The sequence below is a fragment of the Geopseudomonas aromaticivorans genome, assembly GCF_019097855.1.
In the GTDB taxonomy this organism is placed as follows: Bacteria; Pseudomonadota; Gammaproteobacteria; order Pseudomonadales; family Pseudomonadaceae; genus Geopseudomonas; species Geopseudomonas aromaticivorans.
In genome coordinates, this window is sequence record NZ_JAHRGL010000001.1 from 53959 (window position 1) to 78631 (window position 24673).

Below are 24673 nucleotides of genomic sequence, written 5' to 3' on the forward strand. Positions count from 1 at the left end.
TTACAGAGCCCGACCGAGATCACGCGGGGAATACTCAGACAGGCAGCTGACGCTTGCTCAGCACCTGGTCGATGAGACGGTAGTTGACCGCTTCCTCGGCACTCATGAAGTTGTCACGGTCGGTATCGCGGGCGATCACGTCGATCGGCTGGCCAGTGTGCCCGGCCAGGATACGATTCAGACGCTCGCGAATGGTCAGAATCTCACGGGCGTGAATCTCGATGTCCGACGCCTGCCCCTGGAAACCGCCCAGCGGTTGATGGATCATCATCCGCGAGTGCGGCAGGGCGTAGCGCTTGCCGGCGGCACCGCCAGCAAGCAGCAGCGCTCCCATGCTGCAGGCCTGGCCGATGCAGATGGTCGACACGTCCGACTTGATGAACTGCATGGTGTCGTAGATCGACATGCCCGCAGTCACCGAGCCACCCGGCGAGTTGATATAGAGATGGATGTCCTTGTCCGGGTTCTCCGCCTCGAGGAACAGCAGCTGAGCCACCACCAGGTTGGCCATGTAGTCCTCGACCTGGCCGACCAGAAAGATCACCCGCTCCTTGAGCAAGCGCGAGTAGATGTCGTAGGCACGCTCGCCGCGCGCCGACTGCTCGATCACCATGGGCACCAGACCGCCGGCGGCCTGCACGTCGAACTGCGACTCAAAAGAATTGCGGAACATTTCCTGGCTCACTCCCTAATCAATAGTGTCCTAGAGACGCATAAGCCAGCACTGAGGCTGGCTTATGGAGGACTCTAACAAGTGCAGAGGGCTTTACTCGGCTTTCGGAGCTTCCGCCGGCTTGACCGCTTCCTCGTAGGAGACCTGCTTGTCGGTGACATTGGCCTTTTGCAGGACAGTATCCACGACTTGTTCTTCCAGAACAACCGAGCGAACCTCGTCCAGCTGCTGCGGATTCTTGTAGTACCAGGCCACGACCTGCTCCGGCTCCTGGTAGGCCGAAGCCATCTCCTCGATCAGCTCGCGCACGCGGGCCTCGTCCGGCTTGATCTCGGACTGCTTGACCACTTCAGCCACCACCAGACCGAGCAGCACGCGACGCTTGGCCTGCTCCTCGAACAATTCGGCCGGCAGTTGCTCGGGCTTGATGTTGCCACCGAACTGCTGCACCGCCTGCACGCGCAGACGGTTCACTTCGTTACCCAGCAGAGCCTTCGGCGCCTCGATCGGATTGGCCGCCAGCAGGCCTTCCATCACCTGGTTCTTGACCTTGGTCTTGATGGCCTGGCGCAGCTCGCGCTCCATGTTCTTGCGCACTTCGGCGCGGAAGCCGTCGATACCGCCATCCTTGACACCGAACAGCGCGAAGAACTCTTCGTTCAGCTCCGGCAGCTTGGCCTCGGCAACCGCATTGACGGTCACGGCGAACTCGGCAGCCTTACCTGCCAGGTCCAGGTTCTGGTAGTCCTCGGGGAAAGTCACGTTCAGCACGCGCTCTTCGCCAGCCTTGGCACCGACCAGGCCGTCTTCAAAGCCCGGAATCATGCGGCCGGAGCCCAGCACCAGCAGGGTGCCCTTGGCGCTGCCGCCAGCGAAGGCTTCGCCGTCGACCTTGCCGACGAAATCGATGTTCAGCTGGTCGCCGTTCTGCGCTTCGCGCTCGACGGCGTCGAAGCGGGTGTTCTGCTTGCGCAGGATCTCGAGCATGTTGTCGACATCGGCATCGGAAACTTCAGCCTGCAGACGCTCAACGGCGATGGACTCGAAGCCAGCCACCTGGAACTCGGGGAATACTTCGAAGGTGGCGACGTACTCGAGCGCCTGGCCCTTTTCGAACACTTTCGGCTCGACGGACGGGGCACCGGCAGGATTCAGCTTCTCCTGCATCACGGCCTCGTAGAAAGTGGCCTGAATCAGGTCACCCAGCGCTTCCTGGCGAGCGGAGTCTTCGTAGCGCTGACGGATGATGCTCATCGGCACCTTGCCAGGACGGAAGCCGGGGATCTTGGCGCGAAGGGCAGTCTGCTTCAGACGCTTATTGACTTCAGTCTCGATGCGCTCGGCGGGAACGCCAACGGTCATGCGGCGCTCAAGAGCGGAGGTGGTTTCAACAGAAACTTGCATGGATAATCCTCGTTGCACAGACGAAGCCGGCCCTGCCGGCCCACAAAATAGGGCATGGATTCTAGTTGGTGCCCCCGAAGAAGTCACCCCGCCCGGCAGCAGAAAAGCAAAATCCGCACTACGCGTGCGAGCAAGCCGCAGCACGCTCTCGCCATGTCGACAATCCAGCGCGCGCAAGAGCAGATATAAGAGCTATAAGGGGGGGGGGCATGGAGGCCGAAGGCCCCGTAGAATCTGATGGTGCGGACGGCGAGACTCGAACTCGCACACCTTGCGGCACTGGAACCTAAATCCAGCGTGTCTACCAATTCCACCACGTCCGCGTAGTACAGAAACAAAAACGCCAGGCTAGGCCTGGCGTTTTCGGAATATGGGGTGGACGATGGGAATCGAACCCACGACACCAGGAGCCACAATCCTGTGCTCTACCAACTGAGCTACGCCCACCATATTGCTTTGCTTGAGCCAAGCGCCTTATTGGCGCGCCCGGCAGGACTCGAACCTGCGACCATCCGCTTAGAAGGCGGATGCTCTATCCAGCTGAGCTACGGGCGCGTTTGTGGCTGCAACCCTCGAGCCGGATTCGGAGAAATTCTTTCGAACTCTCTCGAGTGGCTGACCTTCAAGCTAACTTCTCACCGTCTTTCGTAAGAGGCTTTGCCTGTCAAGCGGGGCACATGTTATCCATGCCCCCGACACCCGTCAAGTTTTTTTATGAAAAATTTCAAACACATAGCTGGGCCCGCGGGTTTTGCTCGCCAGCCGCCTTTGCCCCACCGCCGCCCCGTGCGAGAATGCCCCACCTTTTTAACTGACTCTCACGGTTCTCCAAGCGTCATGACCGCACAACTGATCGACGGTAAAGCCATCGCCGCCCGCCTTCGCCAACAGATTGCCCAGCGCGTGGCCGAGCGCCGCCAGCAAGACCAGCGCATTCCCGGCCTGGCCGTCATCCTGGTCGGCAGCGACCCCGCCTCCGAGGTTTACGTCGCCCACAAGCGCAAGGACTGCCAGGAAGTGGGCTTCATTTCCCGCGCCTACGACCTTGATGCGACGACCTCCCAGGAAGAGCTGCTGAGCCTGATCGACAGCCTCAACCAGGATCCCGCGGTCGACGGCATCCTGGTCCAGCTGCCGCTGCCGCGTCACCTGGACGCTTCGCAGCTGCTCGAGCGCATCAGCCCGGACAAGGATGTGGATGGATTCCATCCGTTCAATATCGGCCGCCTGGCCCAGCGCATGCCGGTCCTGCAACCCTGCACACCGAAAGGCATCATGACCCTGCTCAAGAGCACCGGCGTGGACTTGCACGGCCTGCACGCCGTCGTCGTCGGCGCCTCGAACATCGTTGGCCGCCCGATGGCGCTGGAGCTGCTGCTGGCAGGCTGCACCACCACCGTGACCCACCGTTTCACCCGCGACCTGGCCAGCCACGTGCAACAGGCCGACATCGTGGTCGTGGCCGTCGGCAAGCCGGGCCTGGTCAAGGGCGAATGGATCAAGAAAGGCGCCATCGTCATCGACGTCGGCATCAACCGCCAGGCCGACGGCAAGCTGGTCGGCGACGTCGACTTCGAAGCCGCCGCCGAGCGCGCCAGCTGGATCACCCCGGTACCCGGTGGCGTCGGCCCGATGACCCGCGCCTGCCTCCTGGAAAACACCCTGTACGCCGCAGAAACGCTGCACGACTGAACACAAGTCTGACGGCTTGAGCCACTCAAGACCGTCGGACGGCAGACAGCAAAACGCAGAAAAAGAAAAACCCGGCCAAGGCCGGGTTTTTCTTTAAGCGCAGTTCAGGGCAACTTACTTGGCCTGAGCTTCCACTTCGGCTTCCACGCGACGGTTCACAGCACGACCGGCTTCGGTAGCGTTGTCAGCAACCGGACGGGACTCGCCGTAACCAACCGAGCTCACGCGGTCAGCGCCAACACCGTACTGCTGAACCAGTACGTTGCGCACGGCAGCAGCACGACGCTCGGACAGCTTCTGGTTGTAGGCATCGGTACCTACGGAGTCGGTGTGACCTTCAACGGTGGTGGAGGTCTGCGGGTACTGATTCATGAAATCAGCCAGGCTCTGGATGTCGGCGTAGCTCTCGGACTTCACCTGAGCCTTGTCGAAATCGAACTTCACGTCCAGCTCAACACGCACCACTTCCGGGACCGGCTCGGCAACCGGAGCCGGAGCTTCAGCAACCGGGGCCGGCTCGGCAACCGGGGCCGGCGCGGTGCCGCCACCGAAGTTCAGGCCAACACCTACACCAGCCATCCACTCGGAATCACCCTGATCGATGTTGTACATGCCATCGACGCTAGCCTTGGCGAAGACGTTCTCGGTGAAGTAGTACTTCAGGCCGGTACCGACGTTGGCGAAGGTGCTGTGGTTGCGACCACCGCGATCAGGCTGACCGATGCTCTGGTGAGCTACGCCACCGGAAACATAGGGACGCAGGCCAACACCCGGAGTACCGAAGTGGTAGAGCGCGTCGAGAGAAGTCAGGCTGCCCTTGATGTCCTTTTTGCCGCCACCGGCGACCGGGTCGTCGGAGGTCACGTCGCTGTAGACACCGTGCGACAGGTTGAGGGAAACGTCATCGGTCAGGAAGTAACCGATACCGGCACCGTAGAGCTCGCCCTCGTCTTCGAAGCCGCGCTGGCTGTCGCTCAGATAGTGCTTGCCGAATGCTTCCACTTCAACAGCGCCCTGGCCTTGTGCCAGCACAGTGAAGGAAGAGGCCGCGACGAGCGAACCAATGACAACGCCCAAGGTGTTTTTCAGTTTCATCCGTTAAATCCCCAGCAAGGTAATTTTTTAGCTGCTTGCATTCGACTCACAGCCAGACAAAAAGTTTAACACGGCGCAGGGCCCACCGAAAAACTTCTACGCGAATCACTCCACATTTGTATCCGCGAATTTCTCGCGCAGACGGTCAAGTGCGCGCTTGTAGCGCATCTTGGTGGCACTTAGCCCCATATGCATTATGTCGGCAATCTCCTGAAACTCCAATTCAGCGACAAAGCGCAGCACCAGAATCTCCCGATCGATCGGATTGACATGCACCAGCCAGCGATCCAGCCCGCCACGCTCCTCAACCTTGGGCGCCTTCTCCTCGGAAGCCTCCTCGAGAGGATCGAGACTCAGCGCATCCATGAGCCGGCGTTTGCGCCGCTCCTTGCGGTACTGGGTAATGCACTCGTTGTAGGTGATGCTGTATAGCCAGGTTTTGAACTTCGACTTGCCCTCGAAGCCCTTCAACCCGTAGAGCACCTTGAGCATGACTTCCTGGCAGACATCGTCCGCATCCCGATCGTTGCCCAGGTAGCGCGCGCAAACATTGAACAAGGTCCGCTGATAGCGGCGCATCAGCTCCTCGTAGGCCCGCGTGACATGGAACAACTCCCCATGCGCACGCTGCACCAACTCCTCATCAGTGAGTTCGTGCGGATCGTAGCGCTGGGACAAAGAGTGGGACTTGTTCAAACGGGGCAGACCGGCTGCGGATCGGGAAAGGCGCCTGTGCAGGCGCAGACGCCGGAATGACCGCTGAATTTAGCAGAAAAGGGCAGCGAATGTCCCGTCTCAGCGGCTGCTGACCCGCCGAGACAGGAGCAGACGGTTGCACAGGGTGACCAGCTCACCCGAGTCGGTCAGCAGGATGGTCTTGACTGTACCAATCTCCTCGATCACCCCCTCGACCTCGCCGACCCGGATCTGCTGGCCGACTTCATACAGCTCGCGCAGGTAGATACCGGCAATGATCTGCCCGACCACCTCGCGACTACCCAGCCCCAGCGCCAGGGCCAGGGCCAGGCCGACCGAAGCCAGCACGATGGCGATCACGATATTGAGCAGGTCGGTCTTGATTTCCAGCTGACCGATGGCCACCGAAATACTGATGACGATCACCAGAGCCTGGGCGATCCGGCCGAGACTGTTGCCATACTCGAGCCCCACCCCGTCGGCCGCACCACGCACCAGACGACCGGAGAGCTGCGCCAGCAACACCCCCGCCAGCAGCACCAGTGCGGCACCGAACACCTTGGGCAGATACAGCGCAAACAGATCGAGCGTCGCCGACACGCGCTGCAGGCCGAGCGATTCGGCAGCCGAGACCAGAAACACCAGCAGCACGAACCAGTAAATGATCTTGCCGACCAGCGTGGACACGGGCGCGTGGACACCGCCACGCTCGAGCAGCTTGGTCAGCCCGGCCCCCGCCATCAGCCGGTCCAGGCCCAACTTGGCCAGCAGCTTGGAGAACAGCGCATCGAGCAGCTTGGCGACGATGAAGCCGAGCAGCGCAACCACCAGTGCACCAAGCAGATTGGGGATGAAACCGGCCAGTTTGCTCCACAGGGTGTTCATGGCACTCAGCAGGCTTTGGGTCCAGATATCGAATTCCATGCTTCACTCAGCCTTATGCGCCTGGCGCGCAGCGGGATTTAGCCGACGGGTAGCCGGCACCTTGCGCGCCGCACCGCGATCGAGACCGATCATCAGGGCTTCGAACCAGTGGCCGAGCAGATTGAACAGATCGCCGGCACCGACTTGGCGGTTGGCGGCCTTTAGAACGCGATCCAGTCGGGCACTGTCGGCCGATTCGGCCGGAGCGCCCCTGAGCAGATCGCGCAGGGATTCCTCGAAGGGATCGTGCATGCTCACCCCCGGTGTGTGTCTGCTGGAGACGCCGGCCAGACACGCCGAGTCACGTCAGAGCCAGCGCATCCGCCGGTACAACCACCACTGAAATGCGGCAATGCCGCCGATCGCCGCACAGACCGCGACAAAGCCATAGGGATGGCTGGCGCCGGGGATCCCGCCGACGTTGATGCCGAGCAGGCCGGTAACAAAGGTGATGGGCATGAAAAAACCGGTGACGATGCCGAGAAGATACATGGTCCGGTTCATCCGCTCGGTCACCCGGCGATGCTCGGCCTCCTGTAGCAGACTGACCCGCTCGCGCGCCAGCTCCAGTTCTTCGAGATTACGGGTGAGGCGATTGTGCAGCTCGTTCCAATACGCGGTGTCGTCGGCGACGAACCAGGGCAAGGGCGCGCGCACCAGCTGGGCGTAGATTTCCCGCTGCGGCGCCAGATACCGGCGCAAGCCGGCCGCCCGCCGGCGCAGCGCCAGCAGCAGATGGCGATCGGGCGTCTTCCGCTCATTCTGCTCGAGCGCCTCCTCCAGTTCGTCAAGCTGCTCGGCGACGGTCGAGACCAGGGTATCCACCCCATCGGTCAGGGCATGAGCGAGAAACAGCATGACTTGCGAGGCGGTCTTCGGCCCCTCGTTGTGCTCGAAAGCTTCACACAGCGCCCCCGCCGCCCTGACTGGACGCATGCGCAGGGAAATGACCTGACGGGCATCGGCGTAGACGCGCAGAGACACCATGTCCTCTGGCGCCGCCCCGGGATTCAGATTGACCCCGCGCAGGAACAACAGCAGACGCTCCCTGCCTAGCGGCACCAGCCGCGGCCGGGTCGCCTCCTCCAGCAACAGGTCACAGGCAAAGTCGTTGAGGCCGCTGGCCTCGCGCAGCCAGTGGCGCGCCGGTGCTGCGCTGCGGTCCCAGTGCAGCCAGAGACTCTCCTGCGGGCGCAGGTCGAGCACCGCCAATTCGTTGCGCTGGATCCGCCGCGCACCACCCTCGCCGTTCAGCACAAAGCCGTAGACCAGACCGCGCTCGTCGTCACCTTCGTAAGAATGCATCCCTTCTCCAGTGCCACTGCCCCGCCGCGAATGTGCTCGCAGGCCGGGCCAGACGCCCGACCTGCAGGAGCCTCACCCGCTTATTCGGGCATCTTCAGCTCTTCGCGGGACACGATCACGCCGTTGTTGTCGGCGTAGATGTACTCGCCCGGCGTGAAGGTCACGCCGCCGAAAGTGACCGGCACGTTCAGGTCACCGATTCCGCGCTTCTCGGTCTTCATCGGATGGGAGGCCAGCGCCTGCACGCCCAGGTCGGTCTGCGCGAGCACATCGACGTCGCGGACACAGCCGTACACCACGATGCCTTCCCAGCCGTTCTTCGCCGCCTTTTCGGCCAGCATATCGCCGAGCAGGGCGCGGCGCAGCGAACCGCCGCCGTCGACCACCAGCACCTTGCCCTTGCCATTCAGGTCGACCTGCTCCTTGACCAGCGAGTTATCCTCGTAGCACTTGATGGTGACGATCTGGCCACCGAAGGAATCACGACCACCGAAGTTGCTGAACATCGGATCGACAACTTCGACATAGGGGTAGGCATCGCACAGATCGGGGGTCACGTATTGCATGTCAGGTTCCTTGCGGTTAGAGATCGACGCCGATACGGTCGCCGTCGTGGACCGGCGACAACCGCAACAGCGGCGAACAGACAGCATTGATGGCACGACCGCTCGCCAGATCGAGCGACCGGGCCATCCTGCTGACGATCCTAGCCACAACGCCCCGCCAAGGGAACTAGGCAAACGTAGCGGACGCTTCTCCCGGCACCGCCGGCAGGTGCTGATGGCTCAGCCAGTGCAGCAGCAGCGGCCAGACTTCGCGCTGGGCGCCCCTGCTCGTCAGCAGAGCAGCATGCCCGTAATCCTCGGCAAAGCCCTGGGCGCGCCCCAGACAGAGGAACTCGCGCGCCGGCGAAGCGAAACGCTCCAGCAACTGACGGCAGGCCGCTGATGCAGCCGCCTGCTCACCTGCCCCGGCCAATGCCAGTACCGGCACCGTCACGTCCGCCAAGCCCGCCGCCCAATCCTCCTTGCCCTCGCCAAAGCGACCGAACAGACCGAACCAGCGCAGCCCCTCGCGCACCACGCCCGCCGGCTCGTCCTCCGGCCCCTGCCCCAGCCAGCCGGCGGCCACCTGCTCGCGACGGCGCAGCAACAGGCGTGCGCCCCAGTTCAGCGGCGGCAACTTCAGCGACCAGTGCAGACGGCTGATCTGGCAACCACACAGGGTCAGCGAGGCCACCTGGGCCGCGGCGAGATGCCCGCCGCCCAGCGCCGCAGCCAGGGTCAGCCCGCCCAGCGAATGCCCCAGCCAGTGCGCCGGCTTGCCGCACTGCTCGGCAATGAAGGCGGCAATGGCCGGCAGGTCATAGCGGGCGTAGTCGGCCACCCGGTTATGGCGATAGCCCAGGTTGCGCGGGGACAGGCCGTGGCCGCGCATCTCCGCCAGCCATACATCGAAGCCGGCGCGCGCCAGCCAGGCACCCAGGCCGTGGCCATTGGGCGTATGCCAGAAGCGCCGATTGGCGAAGCTGCCATGCAGCAACACCAGCGGTACGCCCCGCGCGTTGACGGCATCGGCTCGCCCAAGGCGAGTCAGCGCCAACTCGACACTGGGATCCGGGCTGTTGTTGGGCTTGAGGAGGTAGACGTCTTCGGTCAGATCGCCGCGCAGCTCGGCACTGGCCAAGGCGACGGGAAAGAGTTTGCTGCTGCTTCGCATGCTGTTCTTTTTCGCTTGCACAAAAAAGGGCGGGATTGCCCCGCCCTCTCTGTTGTTACCTACTACGAATCAGACTCAGGCCTGACCTTCCGCGAGGAAGAACCAGGTGTCGAGCACCGAGTCCGGGTTCAGCGACACGCTGTCGATGCCCTGTTCCATCAGCCACTTGGCCAGGTCCGGATGGTCGGAGGGACCCTGACCGCAGATGCCGATGTACTTGTCGGCCTTGCGGCAGGCCTGGATCGCGCTCGACAGCAGCTTCTTCACCGCCGGATTCCGCTCGTCGAACAGATGGGCGATGATCCCGGAGTCGCGATCCAGCCCAAGGGTCAGCTGGGTCAGGTCGTTGGAGCCGATCGAGAAGCCGTCGAAGAATTCGAGGAACTCCTCGGCCAGCAGCGCGTTGGACGGCAGCTCGCACATCATGATCACACGCAGACCGTTTTCGCCGCGCTTGAGACCGTGGCTGGCCAGCAGGTCCATGACCTGCGAGGCCTCGCCCAGGGTGCGCACGAACGGGATCATGATCTCGACGTTGGTCAGGCCCATTTCGTTGCGGACCTTCTTCATCGCCCGGCACTCGAGCTCGAAGCAGTCGCGGAACGATTCGCTGATGTAGCGCGAAGCGCCACGGAAGCCGAGCATCGGGTTTTCTTCTTCCGGCTCGTACAGCTTGCCGCCGATCAGGTTGGCGTACTCGTTGGACTTGAAGTCCGACATGCGCACGATGACCTTCTTCGGCCAGAAGGCCGCAGCCAGGGTACTGATGCCCTCGACCAGCTTCTCGACGTAGAAGTTGACCGGATCGTCGTAGCCGGCGATGCGCTTCTCGACGCTGTCCTTGAGCTCCGCCGGCAGGCTGGCGAAGTTCAGCAGCGCCTTGGGGTGCACGCCGATCATGCGGTTGATGATGAATTCCAGGCGGGCCAGGCCGACACCCGCGTTGGGCAGCTGGGCGAAGTCGAAGGCGCGGTCTGGGTTGCCGACGTTCATCATGATCTTGAACGGCAGCTCCGGCATGGCGTCCACCGAGTTCTGGCGCACGTCGAAGCCCAGCGCGCCTTCGTAGATCAGGCCGGTGTCGCCTTCGGCGCAGGACACGGTCACTTCCTGGCCATCCTTGAGCACGCTGGTGGCGTTGCCGCAGCCGACCACCGCCGGGATGCCCAGCTCGCGGGCGATGATCGCCGCGTGACAGGTACGCCCACCGCGGTTGGTGACGATCGCGCTGGCGCGCTTCATGATCGGCTCCCAGTCCGGGTCGGTCATGTCGGAGACCAGCACGTCGCCCGGACGCACCTTGTCCATCTCGGCGATGTCGTGGATCACCACCACCTTGCCGGAGCCGATGCGCTGACCGATGGCACGGCCTTCCACCAGCACCTTGCCCTTTTCCTTGAGCAGGTAGCGCTCCATGACATTGCCGGTGCGGCTCTTCACGGTTTCCGGACGGGCCTGGACGATGTACAGCTGGCCATCGTCGCCATCCTTCGCCCACTCGATGTCCATCGGGCGGCCGTAGTGTTTTTCGATGATCAGCGCCTGCTTGGCCAGCTCGGTGACCTCGGCGTCGCTCAGGGCGAAACGGGCACGGTCGGCGCGGTCGACATCGACCACCTTCACCGAACGCCCGGCCTTGGCCTCGTCACCGTAGACCATCTTGATCGCCTTGCTGCCCAGGTTGCGGCGCAGGATGGCGGGACGACCGGCTTCGAGAGTCGGCTTGTGCACATAGAACTCGTCGGGGTTCACCGCGCCCTGCACCACGGTCTCGCCGAGGCCGTAGGCGCCGGTGATGAACACCACGTCACGGAAGCCCGATTCGGTATCCAGGGTGAACATCACGCCGGCAGTACCGGTTTCCGAGCGCACCATGCGCTGCACGCCGGCAGACAGGGCGACCAGCTTGTGGTCGAAGCCCTGGTGCACGCGGTAGGCGATGGCCCGATCGTTGAACAGGGAGGCGAATACTTCCTTGGCCGCGCGGATCACGTTGTCCACGCCGCGGATGTTGAGGAAGGTTTCCTGCTGGCCGGCGAAGGAGGCGTCCGGCAGGTCCTCGGCGGTGGCGGAGGAGCGCACGGCCACGGCCATGTGCTCGTTGCCCTTGGACATCTCGGCAAAGGCCGTGCGGATGTCGGCATCCAGCTGCGCCGGGAACTCGGCCTCCATCACCCACTGACGGATCTGCGCGCCGGTCTTGGCCAGGGCGTTGACGTCGTCCACGTCCAGCGCGTCGAGCGCGGCATGGATGCGGTCGTTCAGGCCGCTCTGATCGAGGAAGTCACGGTAGGCCTGGGCCGTAGTGGCGAAACCGCCAGGTACGGAAACACCCGCGCCAGCGAGGTTGCTGATCATCTCGCCCAGCGAGGCATTCTTGCCCCCTACGTGCTCGACGTCATGATTGCCGAGCTTATCGAGGGAAACTACGTACTCTGCCAAGGTGACTTCTCCCCTAAGGTGTGTGCAGAAACCGCTTTTCATTCGAACCCATGCTTGTGGCCGGGCTCGGGAAAATAAGTAAAAATGCCGTCAAGACGGCGGAGGGCCAAGTACAGCCACTCCATAATTGTCGGGAATGATTCCCATCTTTTAGACCAGAGCGCCCATGAAACGCACCGCTTTCTTCATTTCCGACGGCACCGGCATCACTGCCGAGACGCTTGGCCAGAGTCTGCTGGCGCAGTTTGAAAACATCAACTTCCACAAACTGACCCGACCGTACATCGATACTGCGGAAAAAGCGCAGGCAATGGTACAACAAATCAATGCAGCTGCCGAGGCTGACGGGGTGCGTCCGATCATCTTCGACACCATCGTCAACAGCGACATTCGCGAGGTGCTCTCGCACTGCAACGGCTTCATGGTGGACATCTTTTCCACCTTCCTGTCGCCGCTGGAGCAGGAGCTGACCGCACGCTCGTCCTACTCGGTGGGCAAGTCGCACTCGATCGCCCACAACCCCAACTACATGGAGCGCATCGACTCCGTGCACTTCGCCCTCGACAACGACGACGGCGCACGCACCCACTACTACGGCAAGGCCGACCTGATCCTGGTCGGCGTGTCGCGCTGCGGCAAGACTCCGACCTGCCTGTACATGGCCCTGCAGTACGGTATCCGCGCCGCCAACTACCCGCTGACCGAAGACGACATGGAACGCCTGCAACTGTCTGCCGTGCTCAAGGAGCACAAGGGCAAGCTGTTCGGCCTCACCATCGACCCCGACCGCCTGGCCGCGATCCGCAACGAGCGCAAGCCCAACAGCCGCTACGCCAGCTACGCCCAGTGCGAGTTCGAGGTGCGCGAGGTGGAAAACCTGTTCCGCCGCGAGAACATCCCCTTCATCAACTCCACGCACTTCTCCGTGGAAGAGATCGCCGCCAAGATCCTGGTGGAAAAAGGCGTCGAGCGACGTCTCAAGTAAGTCGCACGAATACTCCCCGCAGAAAGCAAAGGCCCGAAAACTTTCGGGCCTTTGCATTTGGCACAGACGTCAGCACCGCTTAGAAAGCATCGCCCGGCACGCGAACGAAGCCTTCCATCAGCACACGCGCACTGCGGCTCATCACCGCCTTGGTGGCCGTCCACTCGCCGTCGACGATCTCGGCCGCCGCACCGACGCGCAGGGTGCCGGACGGATGACCGAAGGTAACCGCATCGCGCTGGCCACCACCGGCCGCCAGGTTGACCAGGGTGCCCGGTACCGCGGCAGCCGTGGCGATGGCCACCGAGGCGGTGCCCATCATCGCGTGGTGCAGCTTGCCCATCGACAGCGCGCGCACGCAGACGTCGATGTCGCCGGCCGCCACGGCCTTGCCGCTGGACGCCACGTAGTCGGTGGCCGGCGCGACGAAGGCGATCTTCGGCGTGTGCTGGCGGGCCGCCGCTTCGGCGATGTCGGCGATCAGGCCCATCTTCAGCGCACCGTAGGCGCGCATGGTCTCGAAACGGGCCAGCGCCTCGGCGTCGCTGTTGATGTCCTTCTGCAGCTCGGTACCGGTATAGCCGATATCGGCGGCATTGACGAAGATGGTCGGAATGCCGGAGTTGATCATGGTGGCCTTGAAGGTGCCGACGCCCGGCACTTCCAGCTCGTCCACCAGATTGCCGGTGGGGAACATCGAGCCTTCGCCGTCGGCCGGATCCATGAACTCGATGACCACCTCGGCGGCCGGGAAGGTCACCCCGTCCAGCTCGAAGTCACCGGTTTCCTGCACTTCACCGTTGGTGATCGGCACATGGGCGATGATGGTCTTGCCGATGTTCTTCTGCCAGATACGCACGGTGCAGATGCCGTTGTGCGGGATGCGCGCGGCATCGACCAGACCACCGGAGATGGCGAAGGCACCGACCGCCGCGGTCAGGTTGCCGCAGTTGCCCGACCAGTCGACGAACGCCTTGTTGATCGCTACCTGACCGAACAGGTAGTCGACATCGTGATCCGGCTGCTCGCTCTTGGCGACGATCACGGTCTTGGAGGTGCTGGAGGTGGCGCCGCCCATGCCGTCGATCTGCTGGCCGTACGGGTCGGGGCTGCCGATCACGCGCAGCAGCAGCGCATCGCGCGCCGCGCCGGGCACCTGGCAGCGCTCGGGCAGGTCCTGCAGGCGGAAGAACACACCCTTGCTGGTGCCGCCACGGATGTAGGTGGCGGGAACCTTGATCTGGGGTACAGAAGCCATGGGAATCTTGTCCTCATGAAACCGTGCTGCCGGACGGCAGCACGGGAAAGAAAATGCGCGGGACTGCCCGCCGCGCCCTGCCCTATGGCACAGAGCGGCGGACAGACACCGGATCAGGCCTGGCCGAGGAAGTCCTTGGCGAAGCGCTGCAGCACACCACCGGCCGCGTAGACCGAGACCTCTTCGGCGGTGTCGAGACGGCAGGTGACCGGCACTTCGACGCTTTCGCCGTTCTTGCGCTGGATGACCAGGGTCAGGTCGCAGCGCGGCGAGATGTCGCCCTTGACGTCGAAGGTTTCGGTGCCGTCGATGTTCAGGGTCAGGCGGTTGACGCCGGCCTTGAACTCCAGCGGCAGCACGCCCATGCCGACCAGGTTGGTGCGGTGGATGCGCTCGAAGCCTTCGGCGACGATGGCCTCGACGCCGGCCAGACGCACGCCCTTGGCGGCCCAGTCACGCGAGGAGCCCTGACCGTAGTCGGCACCGGCGATGATGATCAGCGGCTGCTTGCGCTCCATGTAGGTTTCGATGGCTTCCCACATGCGCACGACCTTGCCTTCCGGCTCGATGCGCGCCAGCGAACCCTTCTTGACCTTGCCGTCGACCACGGCCATTTCGTTGACCAGCTGCGGGTTGGCGAAGGTGGCACGCTGGGCGGTCAGGTGGTCGCCGCGGTGGGTGGCGTAGGAGTTGAAGTCCTCCTCCGGCAGGCCCATCTTGGCCAGGTACTCGCCAGCGGCGCTGTCGAGCAGGATGGCGTTGGACGGCGACAGGTGGTCGGTGGTGATGTTGTCCGGTAGCACGGCCAGCGGACGCATGCCCTTGAGGGTCCGCTCACCGGCCAGCGCGCCTTCCCAGTACGGCGGACGGCGGATGTAGGTGGACATCGGACGCCAGTCGTACAGCGGGCTCTTGGCCTCTTCCACGGTGCCCAGATCGAACATCGGGATGTAGACCTGCTTGAACTGCTCCGGCTTCACCGAGGCAGCGACGATGGCGTCGATTTCCTCGTCGCTCGGCCACAGGTCCTTCAGGGTGATCGGGTTGCCGTTCTTGTCGGTGCCCAGCGCGTCCTTCTCGATGTCGAAGCGCACGGTGCCGGCGATGGCGTAGGCGACCACCAGCGGCGGCGAGGCGAGGAAGGCCTGCTTGGCGTACGGGTGGATACGGCCGTCGAAGTTGCGGTTACCGGACAGTACGGCCGTGGCGTACAGGTCGCGGTCGATGATTTCCTGCTGGATCTGCGGATCCAGGGCGCCGGACATGCCGTTGCAGGTGGTGCAGGCATAGCCGACGATGCCGAAGCCGAGCTTTTCCAGTTCAGGCAGCAGGCCGGCATCTTCCAGGTACAGCTTGGCGACCTTGGAGCCTGGGGCGAAGGAGGTCTTCACCCACGGCTTGCGCACCAGGCCCAGCTCGTTGGCCTTCTTGGCCAGCAGACCGGCGGCGACCACGTTGCGCGGGTTGGAGGTGTTGGTGCAGCTGGTGATGGCGGCGATGATCACCGCGCCGTCCGGCAGCAGGCCTTCGGCTTCTTCGGCACGGGCGGCCGCCAGCTTGCCTTCGTCGGCAATCCCGCGCTCGTGCAGGGCCGAGGTCGGCAGGCGACGGTGCGGGTTGGACGGGCCAGCCATGTTGCGCACCACGGTGGACAGATCGAACTCGAGCACGCGCTCGTAGTCGGCGCCGACCAGCGCATCGGCCCACAGGCCGGTGGTCTTGGCGTAGTTCTCGACCAGGGCCACCTGCTCGGGCTCGCGACCGGTCAGCTTGAGGTAGTCGATGGTCTGCTGGTCGATGTAGAACATCGCCGCGGTGGCGCCGTATTCCGGGCACATGTTGGAGATGGTCGCGCGGTCGCCGATCGACAGGCTGGCGGCACCTTCACCGAAGAACTCGACGTAGGCACCGACCACGCGCTCCTTGCGCAGGAACTCGGTCAGCGCCAGCACGATGTCGGTGCAGGTGATGCCGGGTTGGTGCTTGCCGCTCAGCTTGACGCCGACGATGTCGGGCAGGCGCATCATCGAGGCGCGGCCGAGCATCACGGTTTCCGCTTCCAGACCACCGACGCCGATGGCGATCACACCGAGAGCGTCGACGTGCGGGGTGTGGCTGTCGGTGCCGACGCAGGTATCCGGGAAGGCGACGCCTTCGCGGGCCTGGATCACCGGCGACATCTTCTCCAGGTTGATCTGGTGCATGATGCCGTTGCCGGCCGGGATCACGTCGACGTTCTTGAACGCGGTCTTGGTCCACTCGATGAAGTGGAAGCGGTCCTCGTTGCGACGGTCTTCGATGGCGCGGTTCTTGGCGAAGGCATCCGGGTCGAAGCCCGGGGCTTCCACGGCCAGCGAGTGGTCGACGATCAGCTGGGTCGGCACCACCGGGTTGACCTTGGCCGGGTCACCGCCCTGCTCGGCAATCGCATCGCGCAGGCCGGCCAGGTCGACCAGCGCGGTCTGGCCGAGGATGTCGTGGCAGACCACGCGGGCCGGGTACCACGGGAAGTCCAGGTCACGCTTGCGCTCGATCAGCTGCTTGAGCGAGTCGGTCAGGATGGCCGGATCGCAGCGGCGCACCAGCTGCTCGGCCAGCACGCGGGAGGTGTACGGCAGCTTGGCGTAGGCGCCCGGGGCGATGGCATCCACCGCCTCGCGCACGTCGAAGTAGTCCAGCTGAGTGCCGGCCAGGGGTTTGCGGTATTGGGTGTTCATCTTATTTGCGGTCCTTGAGCGGCACGAACTTCAGGTCCTCGGGACCGACGTAGTTGGCGCTCGGGCGAATGATCTTGCCGTCGATACGCTGCTCGATGACATGGGACGACCAGCCGGAGGTGCGCGCGATCACGAACAGCGGAGTGAACATGGCGGTGGGCACGCCCATCATGTGGTAGCTGACGGCGCTGAACCAATCCAGGTTGGGGAACATCTTCTTGATTTCCCACATCACGCTTTCGAGGCGCTCGGCGATGTCGAACATCTTGGTGCTGCCCTGCTCGGCGCTGAGCTCGCGAGCGACTTCCTTGATCACCTTGTTGCGCGGGTCGGCGACGGTGTAGACCGGGTGACCGAAGCCGATGACGACCTCCTTCCTCTCGACGCGGGCACGGATGTCGGCCTCGGCCTCGTCCGGATTGTCGTAGCGCTTCTGGATCTCGAAGGCCACTTCATTGGCGCCGCCATGCTTGGGCCCGCGCAGTGCACCGATGGCGCCGGTGATGCAGGAGAACATGTCGGAGCCGGTGCCGGCGATCACCCGCGAGGTGAAGGTGGAGGCGTTGAATTCGTGCTCGGCGTACAGGTTCAGCGAGGTGTGCATGGCGCGCACCCAGGAGTCGCGCGGCTTCACGCCGTGCAGCAGGTGCAGGAAGTGGCCGCCGATGGAATCGTCGTCGGTTTCCACCTCGATGCGCTTGCCGTTGTGGCTGAAGTGGTACCAGTACAGCAGCATGGAACCCAGCGATGCCATCAGCTTGTCGGCGATGTCACGAGCGCCCGGGTGGTTGTGATCGTCCTTCTCCGGCGACAGGCAGCCGAGCACCGAGGTACCGGTGCGCATCACGTCCATCGGGTGGGCGGAGGGCGGCAGCTGCTCGAGGGCGGCTTTCACGCCAGCCGGCAGGCCGCGCAGGGACTTCAGCTTGGTCTTGTAGCTGGCCAGTTCGGCGACGTTGGGCAGCTTGCCATGCACCAGCAGGTGGGCGATCTCCTCGAACTCGCAGGTGGAGGCGACGTCGAGGATGTCATAGCCGCGGTAGTGCAGATCGTTGCCGCTGCGACCCACGGTGCACAGGGCGGTATTGCCGGCAGTGGTGCCGCTCAGGGCGACGGATTTCTTCGGCTTGAAGCCAACGGTGGTGGTTTCTACGGTAGCGGTCATCGCTGGTATCTCCTAATCCGGTTGGATATTGCTCTTGTTTTCTTCCCCTGGCCGGCCGGCAGGCCGGCCAGGGTGCCGGTCACTTCTTGGCGGCGAACAGCGCGTCGAGCTTCTGCTCGAAGGCGTGGTAGCCGATGCGATCGTACAGCTCGACGCGGGTCTGCATCAGCTCGATCACGTCCTTCTGGTGGCCGTTTTGGCGGATCGAGGTGTAGACGGCCTCAGCGGCCTTGTTGGCGGCGCGGAAGGCGGACAGCGGATACAGCTGGATGGCCACGCCGACCGAGGCCAGCTCGTCGCGCGAGAACAGCGGGGTGGCGCCGAACTCGGTGATGTTGGCGAGGATCGGCACGTTCAGTGCGTCGACGAAGCGCTTGTAGGTCGGCAGGTCGTAGGCGGCCTCGGCGAAGATGGCGTCGGCGCCAGCCTCGACGTAGCGCTGGCAACGCTCGATGGCGGCGTCCACGCCCTCGGCCTGGATGGCGTCGGTACGCGCGATCAGGAAGAAGTTCGGATCGGTCTTGGCATCGGCAGCGGCCTTGACGCGGTCGGCCATCTCCTCGGTGGAAACGATTTCCTTGCCCGGACGGTGGCCGCAACGCTTGGCGCCGACCTGGTCCTCGATGTGCGCGGCGGCGGCGCCGGCCTTGATCAGACTCTTGACGGTGCGCTCGATGTTGAAGGCGCTCGGACCGAAGCCGGTGTCGATGTCCACCAGCAGCGGCAGGTCGCAGACGTCAGTGATACGGCGCACGTCGGTGAGCACGTCATCCAGGGTGTTGATGCCCAGGTCCGGCAGGCCCAGCGAGCCGGCGGCCACGCCGCCACCGGACAGGTAGATCGCCTTGAAGCCTGCGCGTTTGGCCAGCAGCGCGTGGTTGGCGTTGATCGCGCCGATCACTTGCAGCGGATGCTCGTTGGCGATGGCTTCGCGGAACAGCTGACCGGGAGTCTTGTTACTCATGACTTACCTCGTTGCGTGACGTGCTTGTGGGTAGCGCCCTGGTAGTGACGCGCAATGTTTTTCTTCGATGCGGCGATATGACGGCGCATCAGCAACTCGGCCAGTTCGCCGTCACGGGCGGCGATGGCATCGAGAATGCGGTGGTGCTCGGTAAAGGCCTGCTGCGGACGGTTCGGCGTGGCGGAGAACTGGATGCGATACATGCGCACCAGCTGATACAGCTCGTTGCACAGCAGGTTGCTCAGGGTGCGGTTGCCGCTGCCCTGGATGATCCGGTAATGGAAGTCGAAATCGCCTTCCTGCTGGTAGTAGCCGCGCCCGGCCCGGAAGGCCTCGTCGCTCTGGTGGGTTTCCAGCACATGGCGCAGGTCGTCGATCTCTGCTTGACTCATGCGCTCGGCGGCCAGGCGACAGGCCATGCCCTCCAGCGACTCGCGGATCTCGTACAGTTCGACCAGTTCGGCCTGGGTCAGCGACACCACCCGCGCCCCGACATGTGGCACCCGCACCAGCAGGCGCTGCCCTTCCAGGCGGCGGATGGCCTCGCGCAGCGGACCACGACTGATGCCATAGGCACGCGCCAGCTCGGGTTCGGATATCTTGCTACCGGGAGCGATATCGCCACGCACGATGGCCGACTGGATACGCTGGAACACATGATCCGAGAGCGTACCAACCTCTTCGTCCACAATCTGGGGTTCTGCAGCAGCCATCATATTGTCGACACATTGATTGATCGGATGACCAAAAACTACGACCAGCCTCCGCAAATGTCAAACCCCCTTAGACGATTGTCGACAATCGGCCGGAAAGCGCCAACCCTGCCACACCCCATGCACGCCCCTGCATATAAGCCGCACCCGGCGCCCGCAAGCGCGCCCCCGACTGTCGCCGGACCACTGGTCGCATGCTAGAATCCGAGCCGCCCAGCGGTTGCCGAGCCCGCGATAACGCTCCGTGCGCTATCCCCCCGCTTGCTGCGCCCCCATCACGCCTTAACGAACGGGACCCATGAGACTCAAGCCACTCGTCCTGCTACTCAGCCTGCTGTTGCCCTGCGGCCTTGGCTTCGCGGCGGAAAAAACCGTTTACGGCCTGCACGAATATGCTCGCCTGCAGGAACTCGGCACGGTTCTGGCTGCCAAACTCGACACCGGCGCCAAGACCGCCTCGCTCAGCGCCCACAACATCAAGCGCTTCAAGCGCAATGGCGAGCCTTGGGTGCGTTTCACCCCCGGCAGCGATGACAACGACAACACGGTGATCGAGAAACCGCTGGCGCGCATCAGCAAGATCAAGCGCCGGGCCGGCGACTTCGATCCCGACGAAGGCAAGACCTACACCGCAAGACCCGTAATCGAACTGGATGTCTGCATGGGCACTGCGCTACGCACCATCGAAGTCAACCTCACCGACCGCAGCTCCTTCGAATACCCGCTCCTGATCGGCTCCGACGCCCTCAAGCGATTCGGGGCCCTGGTCGACCCCAGCCTCAAGTACGCCGCCGGCCAACCCGGCTGCCCCAACGTTGCACCCTCCGACGAGTAAAGTTGATGCGCTCTCTGACACTGCACCTCAAAGTCCTCATCGCCATACTGGTGAGCCTGGGCGTGGCGATCACTGCCTACCAGATTTTCGTCCTCGGCATCCCGGTCACCGAGGCGGAAACGGATAACGTCTGGAACATCGATGCCAAGATCGAGTTCCAGGCCAATCCGCGCAACCCCATCAAGGTGCAGATGTTCGTGCCGCCGCTGGGCCAGGACTTCGTCAGCCTCAACGAGAGCTTCATCTCCAACAACTACGGCGTCAGTGTCAACAATGTCGACGGCAACCGCCGGGTGACCTGGTCGGCCCGCCGCGCCAACGGCCCGCAGACCCTCTACTACCGCATGGCGCTGACCCAGCGCTTCACGGCGGAAAAGCCCAAGGAAGAAGGCCCGATCTACCGTGAAGGCCTGCCGCTGGCCGGCCCCGAGCAGATCGCTGCCGAAGCCCTGCTGGCCCCCATCCGCCAGCACTCGGCTGACGTGGAAACCTTCATCAGCGAGACCATCAAGCGGGTCAACAACCTCAACGACGACAACGTCAAGCTGCTGCTGGCCGGCGACACCTCGGTCGAGAAGCGCGCACGCGTGATCGACCTGCTGCTGTCCATCGGCCACGTGCCGCTGGAGCAGGTCCACACCATCCGCCTGATCGAGAACCAGCCGCAGACGCCCGAACTCTGGCTGCGCAGCTTCAACGGCGCGAACTGGCTGTACTTCAACCCGGACAACGGCCAGCAAGGCCTGCCGCGCGACCGCCTGATTTGGTGGCTGGGCGACGCCCCGCTGCTCAGCGTCGACGGCGGCAAGCAGGCCCAGGTCAACTTCACCCTCAACACCAGCGAGCTGAACGCCATCCGCCTGGCCAAGCAGTCCGACGCCTCGGTCGATTCCGGCTTCCTCGAATACTCGCTGTACGGCCTGCCGCTGCAGACCCAGCAGACCTACCAGATCATGATCATGATCCCGATCGGCGTACTGGTGATCCTCATCCTGCGCAACCTCGGCGGCCTGCAGACTCTCGGCACCTTCACCCCGGTGCTGATCGCCCTCGCCTTCCGCGAGACCCAGCTGGGCTTCGGCATCGCGCTGTTCACCATCATCACCGCGCTGGGCCTGTCGCTGCGCTCCTACCTCGAACACCTCAAGCTGCAGATGCTGCCGCGCCTGTCGGTGGTACTGACCTTCGTGGTGGTGCTGATCGCGGTGATCAGCCTGTTCAGCCACAAGCTCGGCCTCGAGCGCGGCCTGTCGGTGGCGCTGTTCCCGATGGTGATCCTGACCATGACCATCGAGCGCCTGTCGATCACCTGGGAAGAGCGCGGCGGCAGCCATGCCTTCAAGGTCGCCGTCGGCACCCTGATCGCCGCCACCCTGGCCTACCTGCTGATGACCATTCCGGAACTGACCTACTTCATCTTCACCTTCCCGGCGGTGCTGCTGATCCTGGTGGGCTTCATGCTGGCGATGGGTCGCTACCGCGGCTACCGCCTGACCGAGCTGTTCCGCTTCAAAGCCTTCCTCAAGGACTGATGCCATGTTCGGTCTGATCAAGAGATGGAAGGCCCTGAGTGCCAAGGGCATCATGGGCATCAACCGGCGCAACGCGGACTACGTGCTGAAGTACAACAAGCGCAGCCTGTACCCGGTGGTGGACGACAAGATCCTCACCAAGGAACGCGCCATCAAGGCCGGCATCCACGTGCCGGAGATGTACGGGATCATCTCCACCGAGAAGGAGATCGAGAACCTCGACAAGATCATCGGCGAGCACAACGACTTCGTGATCAAGCCGGCGCAGGGCGCCGGCGGCGACGGCATCCTGGTGATCGCCGACCGCTTCGAGGGGCGCTTCAAGACCGTCTCCGGCAAGATCGTCAGCCGTGACGAGATCGAGCAGCAGCTGTCCAGCATCCTCTCCGGCCTCTATTCGCTGGGCGGTGGCCGCGACCGTGCGCTGATCGAATACCGGGTGACCCCGGACCCGATCTTCAAGAGCATCAGCTACGAGGGCGTGCCGGACATCCGCATCATCGTGCTGATGGGCTACCCGGTGATGGCCATGCTGCGCCTGCCGACCCGCCAGTCGGGCGGCAAGGCCAACCTGCACCAGGGCGCCATCGGTGTCGGTGTCGACCTGGCCACCGGCCTCACCCTGCGCGGCACCTGGTTGAACAACAAGATCACCAAGCACCCGGACACCACCAACGCGGTGGACGGCGTGCAGCTGCCGAACTGGGACGGCTTCATGAAGCTGGCCGCCGGTTGCTACGAACTGTGCGGACTGGGCTACATCGGCGTCGACATGGTGCTGGACGTGGAAAAGGGCCCGCTGATCCTCGAGCTCAACGCCCGCCCGGGCCTGAACATCCAGATCGCCAACGACTGCGGCCTGACCCACCGAGCCCATGCGGTGGAAACCCGTCTGGAAGAGCTGAAGGCCAAGGGCATCCAGGAAACTCCGGAGCAGCGCGTGCGCTTCTCCCAGGAGCTGTTCGGCCACATCAAGCCGGTCGAGCTGTGACCACCCGAGCGGGCGCCGGCCGGCGCCCGCTTTCCCCTCCCCGACCAGCCGCACCAGTCGCTCTAGGCCCAAACTTTGCAGCGCACTAGAATCCCCGCTAGCACTCGTTCGAGCCAAGCCATGCCCATCTGCCGCGTTCACCCCCTGCCCTACCATGCCGACCCGCGCGTGCGCTTCGCCCGTGTGCGCGCAGCGCCCGGCGCCTGCCTGCTGGACGGCGGTCAACCGGCAGCCGAACGGGGCCGCTACGACCTGTTCAGTGCCTGGCCCGAACGGCACCTGCAAGCGCAGGCCGGCGAGGACGGCCGCCAGTATCTCGCCCGCTGTCGCGCCGCGCTGGCCGAGCTGGGCCGCGCCGAAGCACCGGACGACTGCGAACTGCCGTTCACCGGCGGCCTGCTTGGCTACCTCGGCTACGACTTCGGCCGCCGCCTGGAGCGCCTGCCGCAGCACGCCGCCGCCGACCTGGCGCTGCCGGATGCCGACTTCGGCGTCTACGCCTGGGCGCTGGTCAGCGACCACCAGCGCCAGACCTCGCAGCTGGTGTTCCACCCGAGCCTGGCGGAGCAGCGCCGGCAGGAGCTGATCGAGCTGTTCACCGGCGCGAATCCTGCTGCCGCGCCCGGGCCATTCCGCCTGCAACACCCTTTCCGTCCCGACCTCAGCGCCGCGCAGTATCGCCAGGCGATCGAGAAGATCCAGGCCTACATCCGTGCCGGCGACTGCTACCAGGTCAACTTCGCCCAGCGCTTCCAGGCGCCCTGGCAGGGCGATCCGTGGCGCGCCTACCTGGCCCTGCGCGACGCCTGTCCGACGCCCTTCGCCGGCTACCTGCGGCTCGACCAGGGCGCCCTGCTCAGCCTGTCGCCCGAGCGCTTCATCCGCGTCAGCCGGGGGCAGGTCGAAACCCGGCCGATCAAGGGCACCCGGCCGCGCGGCCAGAATAGCGAGCAGGACCGGGCGCTGGCCGAGGAGCTGCTGGACAGCCGCAAGGACCGCGCGGAAAACCTGATGATCGTCGACCTGTTGCGCAACGACCTCGGCCGCAGCTGCCGCACCGGCTCGGTGCGCGTGCCAGAGCTGTTCGCCCTGGAGAGCTACCCCAACGTGCACCATCTGGTCAGCGCGGTGACCGGCGAGCTGGCGCCTGGCCTGGACACCTTCGACCTGCTGGCCGGCAGCTTCCCCGGCGGCTCGATCACCGGCGCACCGAAGATCCGCGCCATGCAGATCATCGACGAACTGGAGCCGACCCGCCGCTCGATCTACTGCGGCTCGCTGCTGTACATCGACAGCCGCGGCGAGATGGACAGCTCCATCTGCATCCGCACCCTGCTGATGCAGGACGGCCAGGCCAGTTGCTGGGGCGGCGGCGGCATCGTCATGGACTCCGAGTGGCAGGCGGAATACCAGGAATCCCTCACCAAGGTGAAAGTGCTGCTGGAAACCCTGGAGACCAGCCTCGACTGACGCCCGCGCGCTGCCCGGAAAGGTGAAATCCGCGTCGGAAGCCTCGCGCCGCCTTGCGTAAACTTCGCGCCTGCCTCGTCTCCCTGTACTCCA

General features: G+C 64.1%; 21 protein-coding genes and 3 tRNA genes. 6 read left to right on the forward strand and 18 right to left on the reverse strand.

What is annotated here, in order from left to right:
* Window positions 1–34: 34 nt before the first annotated feature.
* The 5 genes from clpP to KRX52_RS00260 form a co-directional block, all read right to left on the reverse strand.
* Window positions 35–673, reverse strand: coding sequence for an ATP-dependent Clp endopeptidase proteolytic subunit ClpP (clpP, locus tag KRX52_RS00240; RefSeq protein WP_217679097.1), 639 nt, complete (start codon window positions 671–673; stop codon window positions 35–37).
* Between the two features lie 93 nt (window positions 674–766).
* Complete coding sequence (gene tig / locus KRX52_RS00245; RefSeq protein WP_217679099.1) at window positions 767–2077, reverse strand: trigger factor; 1311 nt, start codon at window positions 2075–2077, stop codon at window positions 767–769.
* Between the two features lie 238 nt (window positions 2078–2315).
* Window positions 2316–2400: transfer RNA gene (locus tag KRX52_RS00250), tRNA-Leu, on the reverse strand.
* Between the two features lie 48 nt (window positions 2401–2448).
* Window positions 2449–2524 (reverse strand) — tRNA-His (locus tag KRX52_RS00255).
* A 31-nt stretch (window positions 2525–2555) separates the two neighbouring features.
* Window positions 2556–2632: transfer RNA gene (locus KRX52_RS00260), tRNA-Arg, on the reverse strand.
* Between the two features lie 282 nt (window positions 2633–2914).
* Between KRX52_RS00260 and folD the strand changes: the two genes are divergently transcribed.
* A complete protein-coding gene (gene folD / locus KRX52_RS00265) occupies window positions 2915–3769 on the forward strand; it encodes a bifunctional methylenetetrahydrofolate dehydrogenase/methenyltetrahydrofolate cyclohydrolase FolD (RefSeq protein ID WP_217679101.1) in 855 nt (284 codons plus the stop codon).
* 114 nt (window positions 3770–3883) lie between these two features.
* Here the strand turns inward: folD and KRX52_RS00270 are convergent, their stop codons facing one another.
* From KRX52_RS00270 to ppsA, 8 genes are all read right to left on the reverse strand, one after another.
* Entirely contained in the window at window positions 3884–4864 is a 981-nt protein-coding gene (locus KRX52_RS00270) for an OmpA family protein (protein WP_217679103.1), read from the reverse strand.
* Window positions 4865–4969: 105 nt separating this feature from the next.
* The gene (sigX, locus tag KRX52_RS00275; RefSeq protein WP_217679104.1) at window positions 4970–5560 is read right to left on the reverse strand and encodes an RNA polymerase sigma factor SigX; all 591 of its coding nucleotides are present in this window, start codon (window positions 5558–5560) and stop codon (window positions 4970–4972) included.
* Window positions 5561–5659: 99 nt separating this feature from the next.
* Window positions 5660–6484: a mechanosensitive ion channel family protein gene (locus tag KRX52_RS00280; protein WP_217679106.1), complete on the reverse strand. Its 825-nt coding sequence runs from the start codon at window positions 6482–6484 to the stop codon at window positions 5660–5662.
* A 3-nt stretch (window positions 6485–6487) separates the two neighbouring features.
* Complete coding sequence (locus tag KRX52_RS00285) at window positions 6488–6736, reverse strand: CrfX protein (protein WP_217679108.1); 249 nt, start codon at window positions 6734–6736, stop codon at window positions 6488–6490.
* A 54-nt stretch (window positions 6737–6790) separates the two neighbouring features.
* On the reverse strand, window positions 6791–7789 hold the full coding sequence (gene cmaX / locus KRX52_RS00290) for a divalent cation transporter CmaX (RefSeq protein WP_217679110.1): 999 nt from the start codon (window positions 7787–7789) through the stop codon (window positions 6791–6793).
* An 80-nt stretch (window positions 7790–7869) separates the two neighbouring features.
* Complete coding sequence (gene rraA / locus KRX52_RS00295) at window positions 7870–8355, reverse strand: ribonuclease E activity regulator RraA (protein ID WP_217679112.1); 486 nt, start codon at window positions 8353–8355, stop codon at window positions 7870–7872.
* Window positions 8356–8521: 166 nt separating this feature from the next.
* Complete coding sequence (locus KRX52_RS00300) at window positions 8522–9508, reverse strand: alpha/beta fold hydrolase (RefSeq protein WP_217679114.1); 987 nt, start codon at window positions 9506–9508, stop codon at window positions 8522–8524.
* 75 nt (window positions 9509–9583) lie between these two features.
* Window positions 9584–11950, reverse strand: a complete 2367-nt coding sequence (gene ppsA / locus KRX52_RS00305) for a phosphoenolpyruvate synthase (RefSeq protein ID WP_217679116.1) — start codon at window positions 11948–11950, stop codon at window positions 9584–9586.
* A gap of 166 nt (window positions 11951–12116) precedes the next feature.
* On the opposite strand from ppsA, the gene ppsR reads away from it, so the two are divergent.
* Entirely contained in the window at window positions 12117–12935 is an 819-nt protein-coding gene (gene ppsR / locus KRX52_RS00310; protein WP_217679118.1) for a posphoenolpyruvate synthetase regulatory kinase/phosphorylase PpsR, read from the forward strand.
* Between the two features lie 79 nt (window positions 12936–13014).
* On the opposite strand, the gene prpF is transcribed toward ppsR, so the two are convergent.
* The 5 genes from prpF to KRX52_RS00335 form a co-directional block, all read right to left on the reverse strand.
* Window positions 13015–14193 carry a 2-methylaconitate cis-trans isomerase PrpF gene (prpF, locus tag KRX52_RS00315; protein ID WP_217679120.1) on the reverse strand — a complete coding sequence of 393 codons (1179 nt, stop codon included), beginning with the start codon at window positions 14191–14193 and terminating at the stop codon, window positions 13015–13017.
* Window positions 14194–14306: 113 nt separating this feature from the next.
* Window positions 14307–16910 carry a Fe/S-dependent 2-methylisocitrate dehydratase AcnD gene (gene acnD / locus KRX52_RS00320; protein ID WP_217679122.1) on the reverse strand — a complete coding sequence of 868 codons (2604 nt, stop codon included), beginning with the start codon at window positions 16908–16910 and terminating at the stop codon, window positions 14307–14309.
* A gap of 1 nt (window position 16911) precedes the next feature.
* Window positions 16912–18075 (reverse strand): bifunctional 2-methylcitrate synthase/citrate synthase, encoded by a 1164-nt coding sequence (prpC, locus tag KRX52_RS00325; protein ID WP_217679124.1) that lies wholly within the window; start codon window positions 18073–18075, stop codon window positions 16912–16914.
* 79 nt (window positions 18076–18154) lie between these two features.
* Window positions 18155–19039: a methylisocitrate lyase gene (prpB, locus tag KRX52_RS00330; protein WP_217679126.1), complete on the reverse strand. Its 885-nt coding sequence runs from the start codon at window positions 19037–19039 to the stop codon at window positions 18155–18157.
* Window positions 19036–19755 (reverse strand): GntR family transcriptional regulator, encoded by a 720-nt coding sequence (locus KRX52_RS00335; RefSeq protein WP_217679128.1) that lies wholly within the window; start codon window positions 19753–19755, stop codon window positions 19036–19038. Before KRX52_RS00335 ends, prpB begins: the two co-directional genes overlap by 4 nt.
* A 295-nt stretch (window positions 19756–20050) precedes the next feature.
* On the opposite strand from KRX52_RS00335, the gene rloA reads away from it, so the two are divergent.
* The 4 genes from rloA (at window position 20051) to pabB (ending at window position 24580) form a co-directional block, all read left to right on the forward strand.
* Window positions 20051–20587 (forward strand): retropepsin-like aspartic peptidase RloA, encoded by a 537-nt coding sequence (gene rloA, locus KRX52_RS00340; RefSeq protein WP_217679130.1) that lies wholly within the window; start codon window positions 20051–20053, stop codon window positions 20585–20587.
* Between the two features lie 5 nt (window positions 20588–20592).
* A complete protein-coding gene (rloB, locus tag KRX52_RS00345) occupies window positions 20593–22119 on the forward strand; it encodes an osmotic stress tolerance membrane protein RloB (protein ID WP_217679132.1) in 1527 nt (508 codons plus the stop codon).
* A gap of 4 nt (window positions 22120–22123) precedes the next feature.
* The gene (locus KRX52_RS00350; protein ID WP_217679134.1) at window positions 22124–23110 is read left to right on the forward strand and encodes an alpha-L-glutamate ligase-like protein; all 987 of its coding nucleotides are present in this window, start codon (window positions 22124–22126) and stop codon (window positions 23108–23110) included.
* 120 nt (window positions 23111–23230) lie between these two features.
* The gene (gene pabB / locus KRX52_RS00355) at window positions 23231–24580 is read left to right on the forward strand and encodes an aminodeoxychorismate synthase component I (RefSeq protein ID WP_217679136.1); all 1350 of its coding nucleotides are present in this window, start codon (window positions 23231–23233) and stop codon (window positions 24578–24580) included.
* The last annotated feature ends 93 nt before the right edge of the window (window positions 24581–24673 follow it).

Bases quoted from the DNA above. Each gene is read 5' to 3' on its own strand.
- rloB (WP_217679132.1), top strand. From the start codon at position 20,593: ATGCGCTCTCTGACACTGCACCTCAAAGTCCTCATCGCCATACTGGTG.
- prpC (WP_217679124.1), bottom strand. From the start codon at position 18,075: ATGACCGCTACCGTAGAAACCACCACCGTTGGCTTCAAGCCGAAGAAA.
- KRX52_RS00285 (WP_217679108.1), bottom strand. From the start codon at position 6,736: ATGCACGATCCCTTCGAGGAATCCCTGCGCGATCTGCTCAGGGGCGCT.
- rloA (WP_217679130.1), top strand. From the start codon at position 20,051: ATGAGACTCAAGCCACTCGTCCTGCTACTCAGCCTGCTGTTGCCCTGC.
- pabB (WP_217679136.1), top strand. From the start codon at position 23,231: ATGCCCATCTGCCGCGTTCACCCCCTGCCCTACCATGCCGACCCGCGC.
- prpB (WP_217679126.1), bottom strand. From the start codon at position 19,039: ATGAGTAACAAGACTCCCGGTCAGCTGTTCCGCGAAGCCATCGCCAAC.
- folD (WP_217679101.1), top strand. From the start codon at position 2,915: ATGACCGCACAACTGATCGACGGTAAAGCCATCGCCGCCCGCCTTCGC.
- KRX52_RS00300 (WP_217679114.1), bottom strand. From the start codon at position 9,508: ATGCGAAGCAGCAGCAAACTCTTTCCCGTCGCCTTGGCCAGTGCCGAG.
- ppsR (WP_217679118.1), top strand. From the start codon at position 12,117: ATGAAACGCACCGCTTTCTTCATTTCCGACGGCACCGGCATCACTGCC.
- prpF (WP_217679120.1), bottom strand. From the start codon at position 14,193: ATGGCTTCTGTACCCCAGATCAAGGTTCCCGCCACCTACATCCGTGGC.
- tig (WP_217679099.1), bottom strand. From the start codon at position 2,077: ATGCAAGTTTCTGTTGAAACCACCTCCGCTCTTGAGCGCCGCATGACC.
- KRX52_RS00335 (WP_217679128.1), bottom strand. From the start codon at position 19,755: ATGATGGCTGCTGCAGAACCCCAGATTGTGGACGAAGAGGTTGGTACG.
- KRX52_RS00350 (WP_217679134.1), top strand. From the start codon at position 22,124: ATGTTCGGTCTGATCAAGAGATGGAAGGCCCTGAGTGCCAAGGGCATC.
- acnD (WP_217679122.1), bottom strand. From the start codon at position 16,910: ATGAACACCCAATACCGCAAACCCCTGGCCGGCACTCAGCTGGACTAC.
- cmaX (WP_217679110.1), bottom strand. From the start codon at position 7,789: ATGCATTCTTACGAAGGTGACGACGAGCGCGGTCTGGTCTACGGCTTT.
- clpP (WP_217679097.1), bottom strand. From the start codon at position 673: ATGTTCCGCAATTCTTTTGAGTCGCAGTTCGACGTGCAGGCCGCCGGC.
- rraA (WP_217679112.1), bottom strand. From the start codon at position 8,355: ATGCAATACGTGACCCCCGATCTGTGCGATGCCTACCCCTATGTCGAA.
- KRX52_RS00280 (WP_217679106.1), bottom strand. From the start codon at position 6,484: ATGGAATTCGATATCTGGACCCAAAGCCTGCTGAGTGCCATGAACACC.
- KRX52_RS00270 (WP_217679103.1), bottom strand. From the start codon at position 4,864: ATGAAACTGAAAAACACCTTGGGCGTTGTCATTGGTTCGCTCGTCGCG.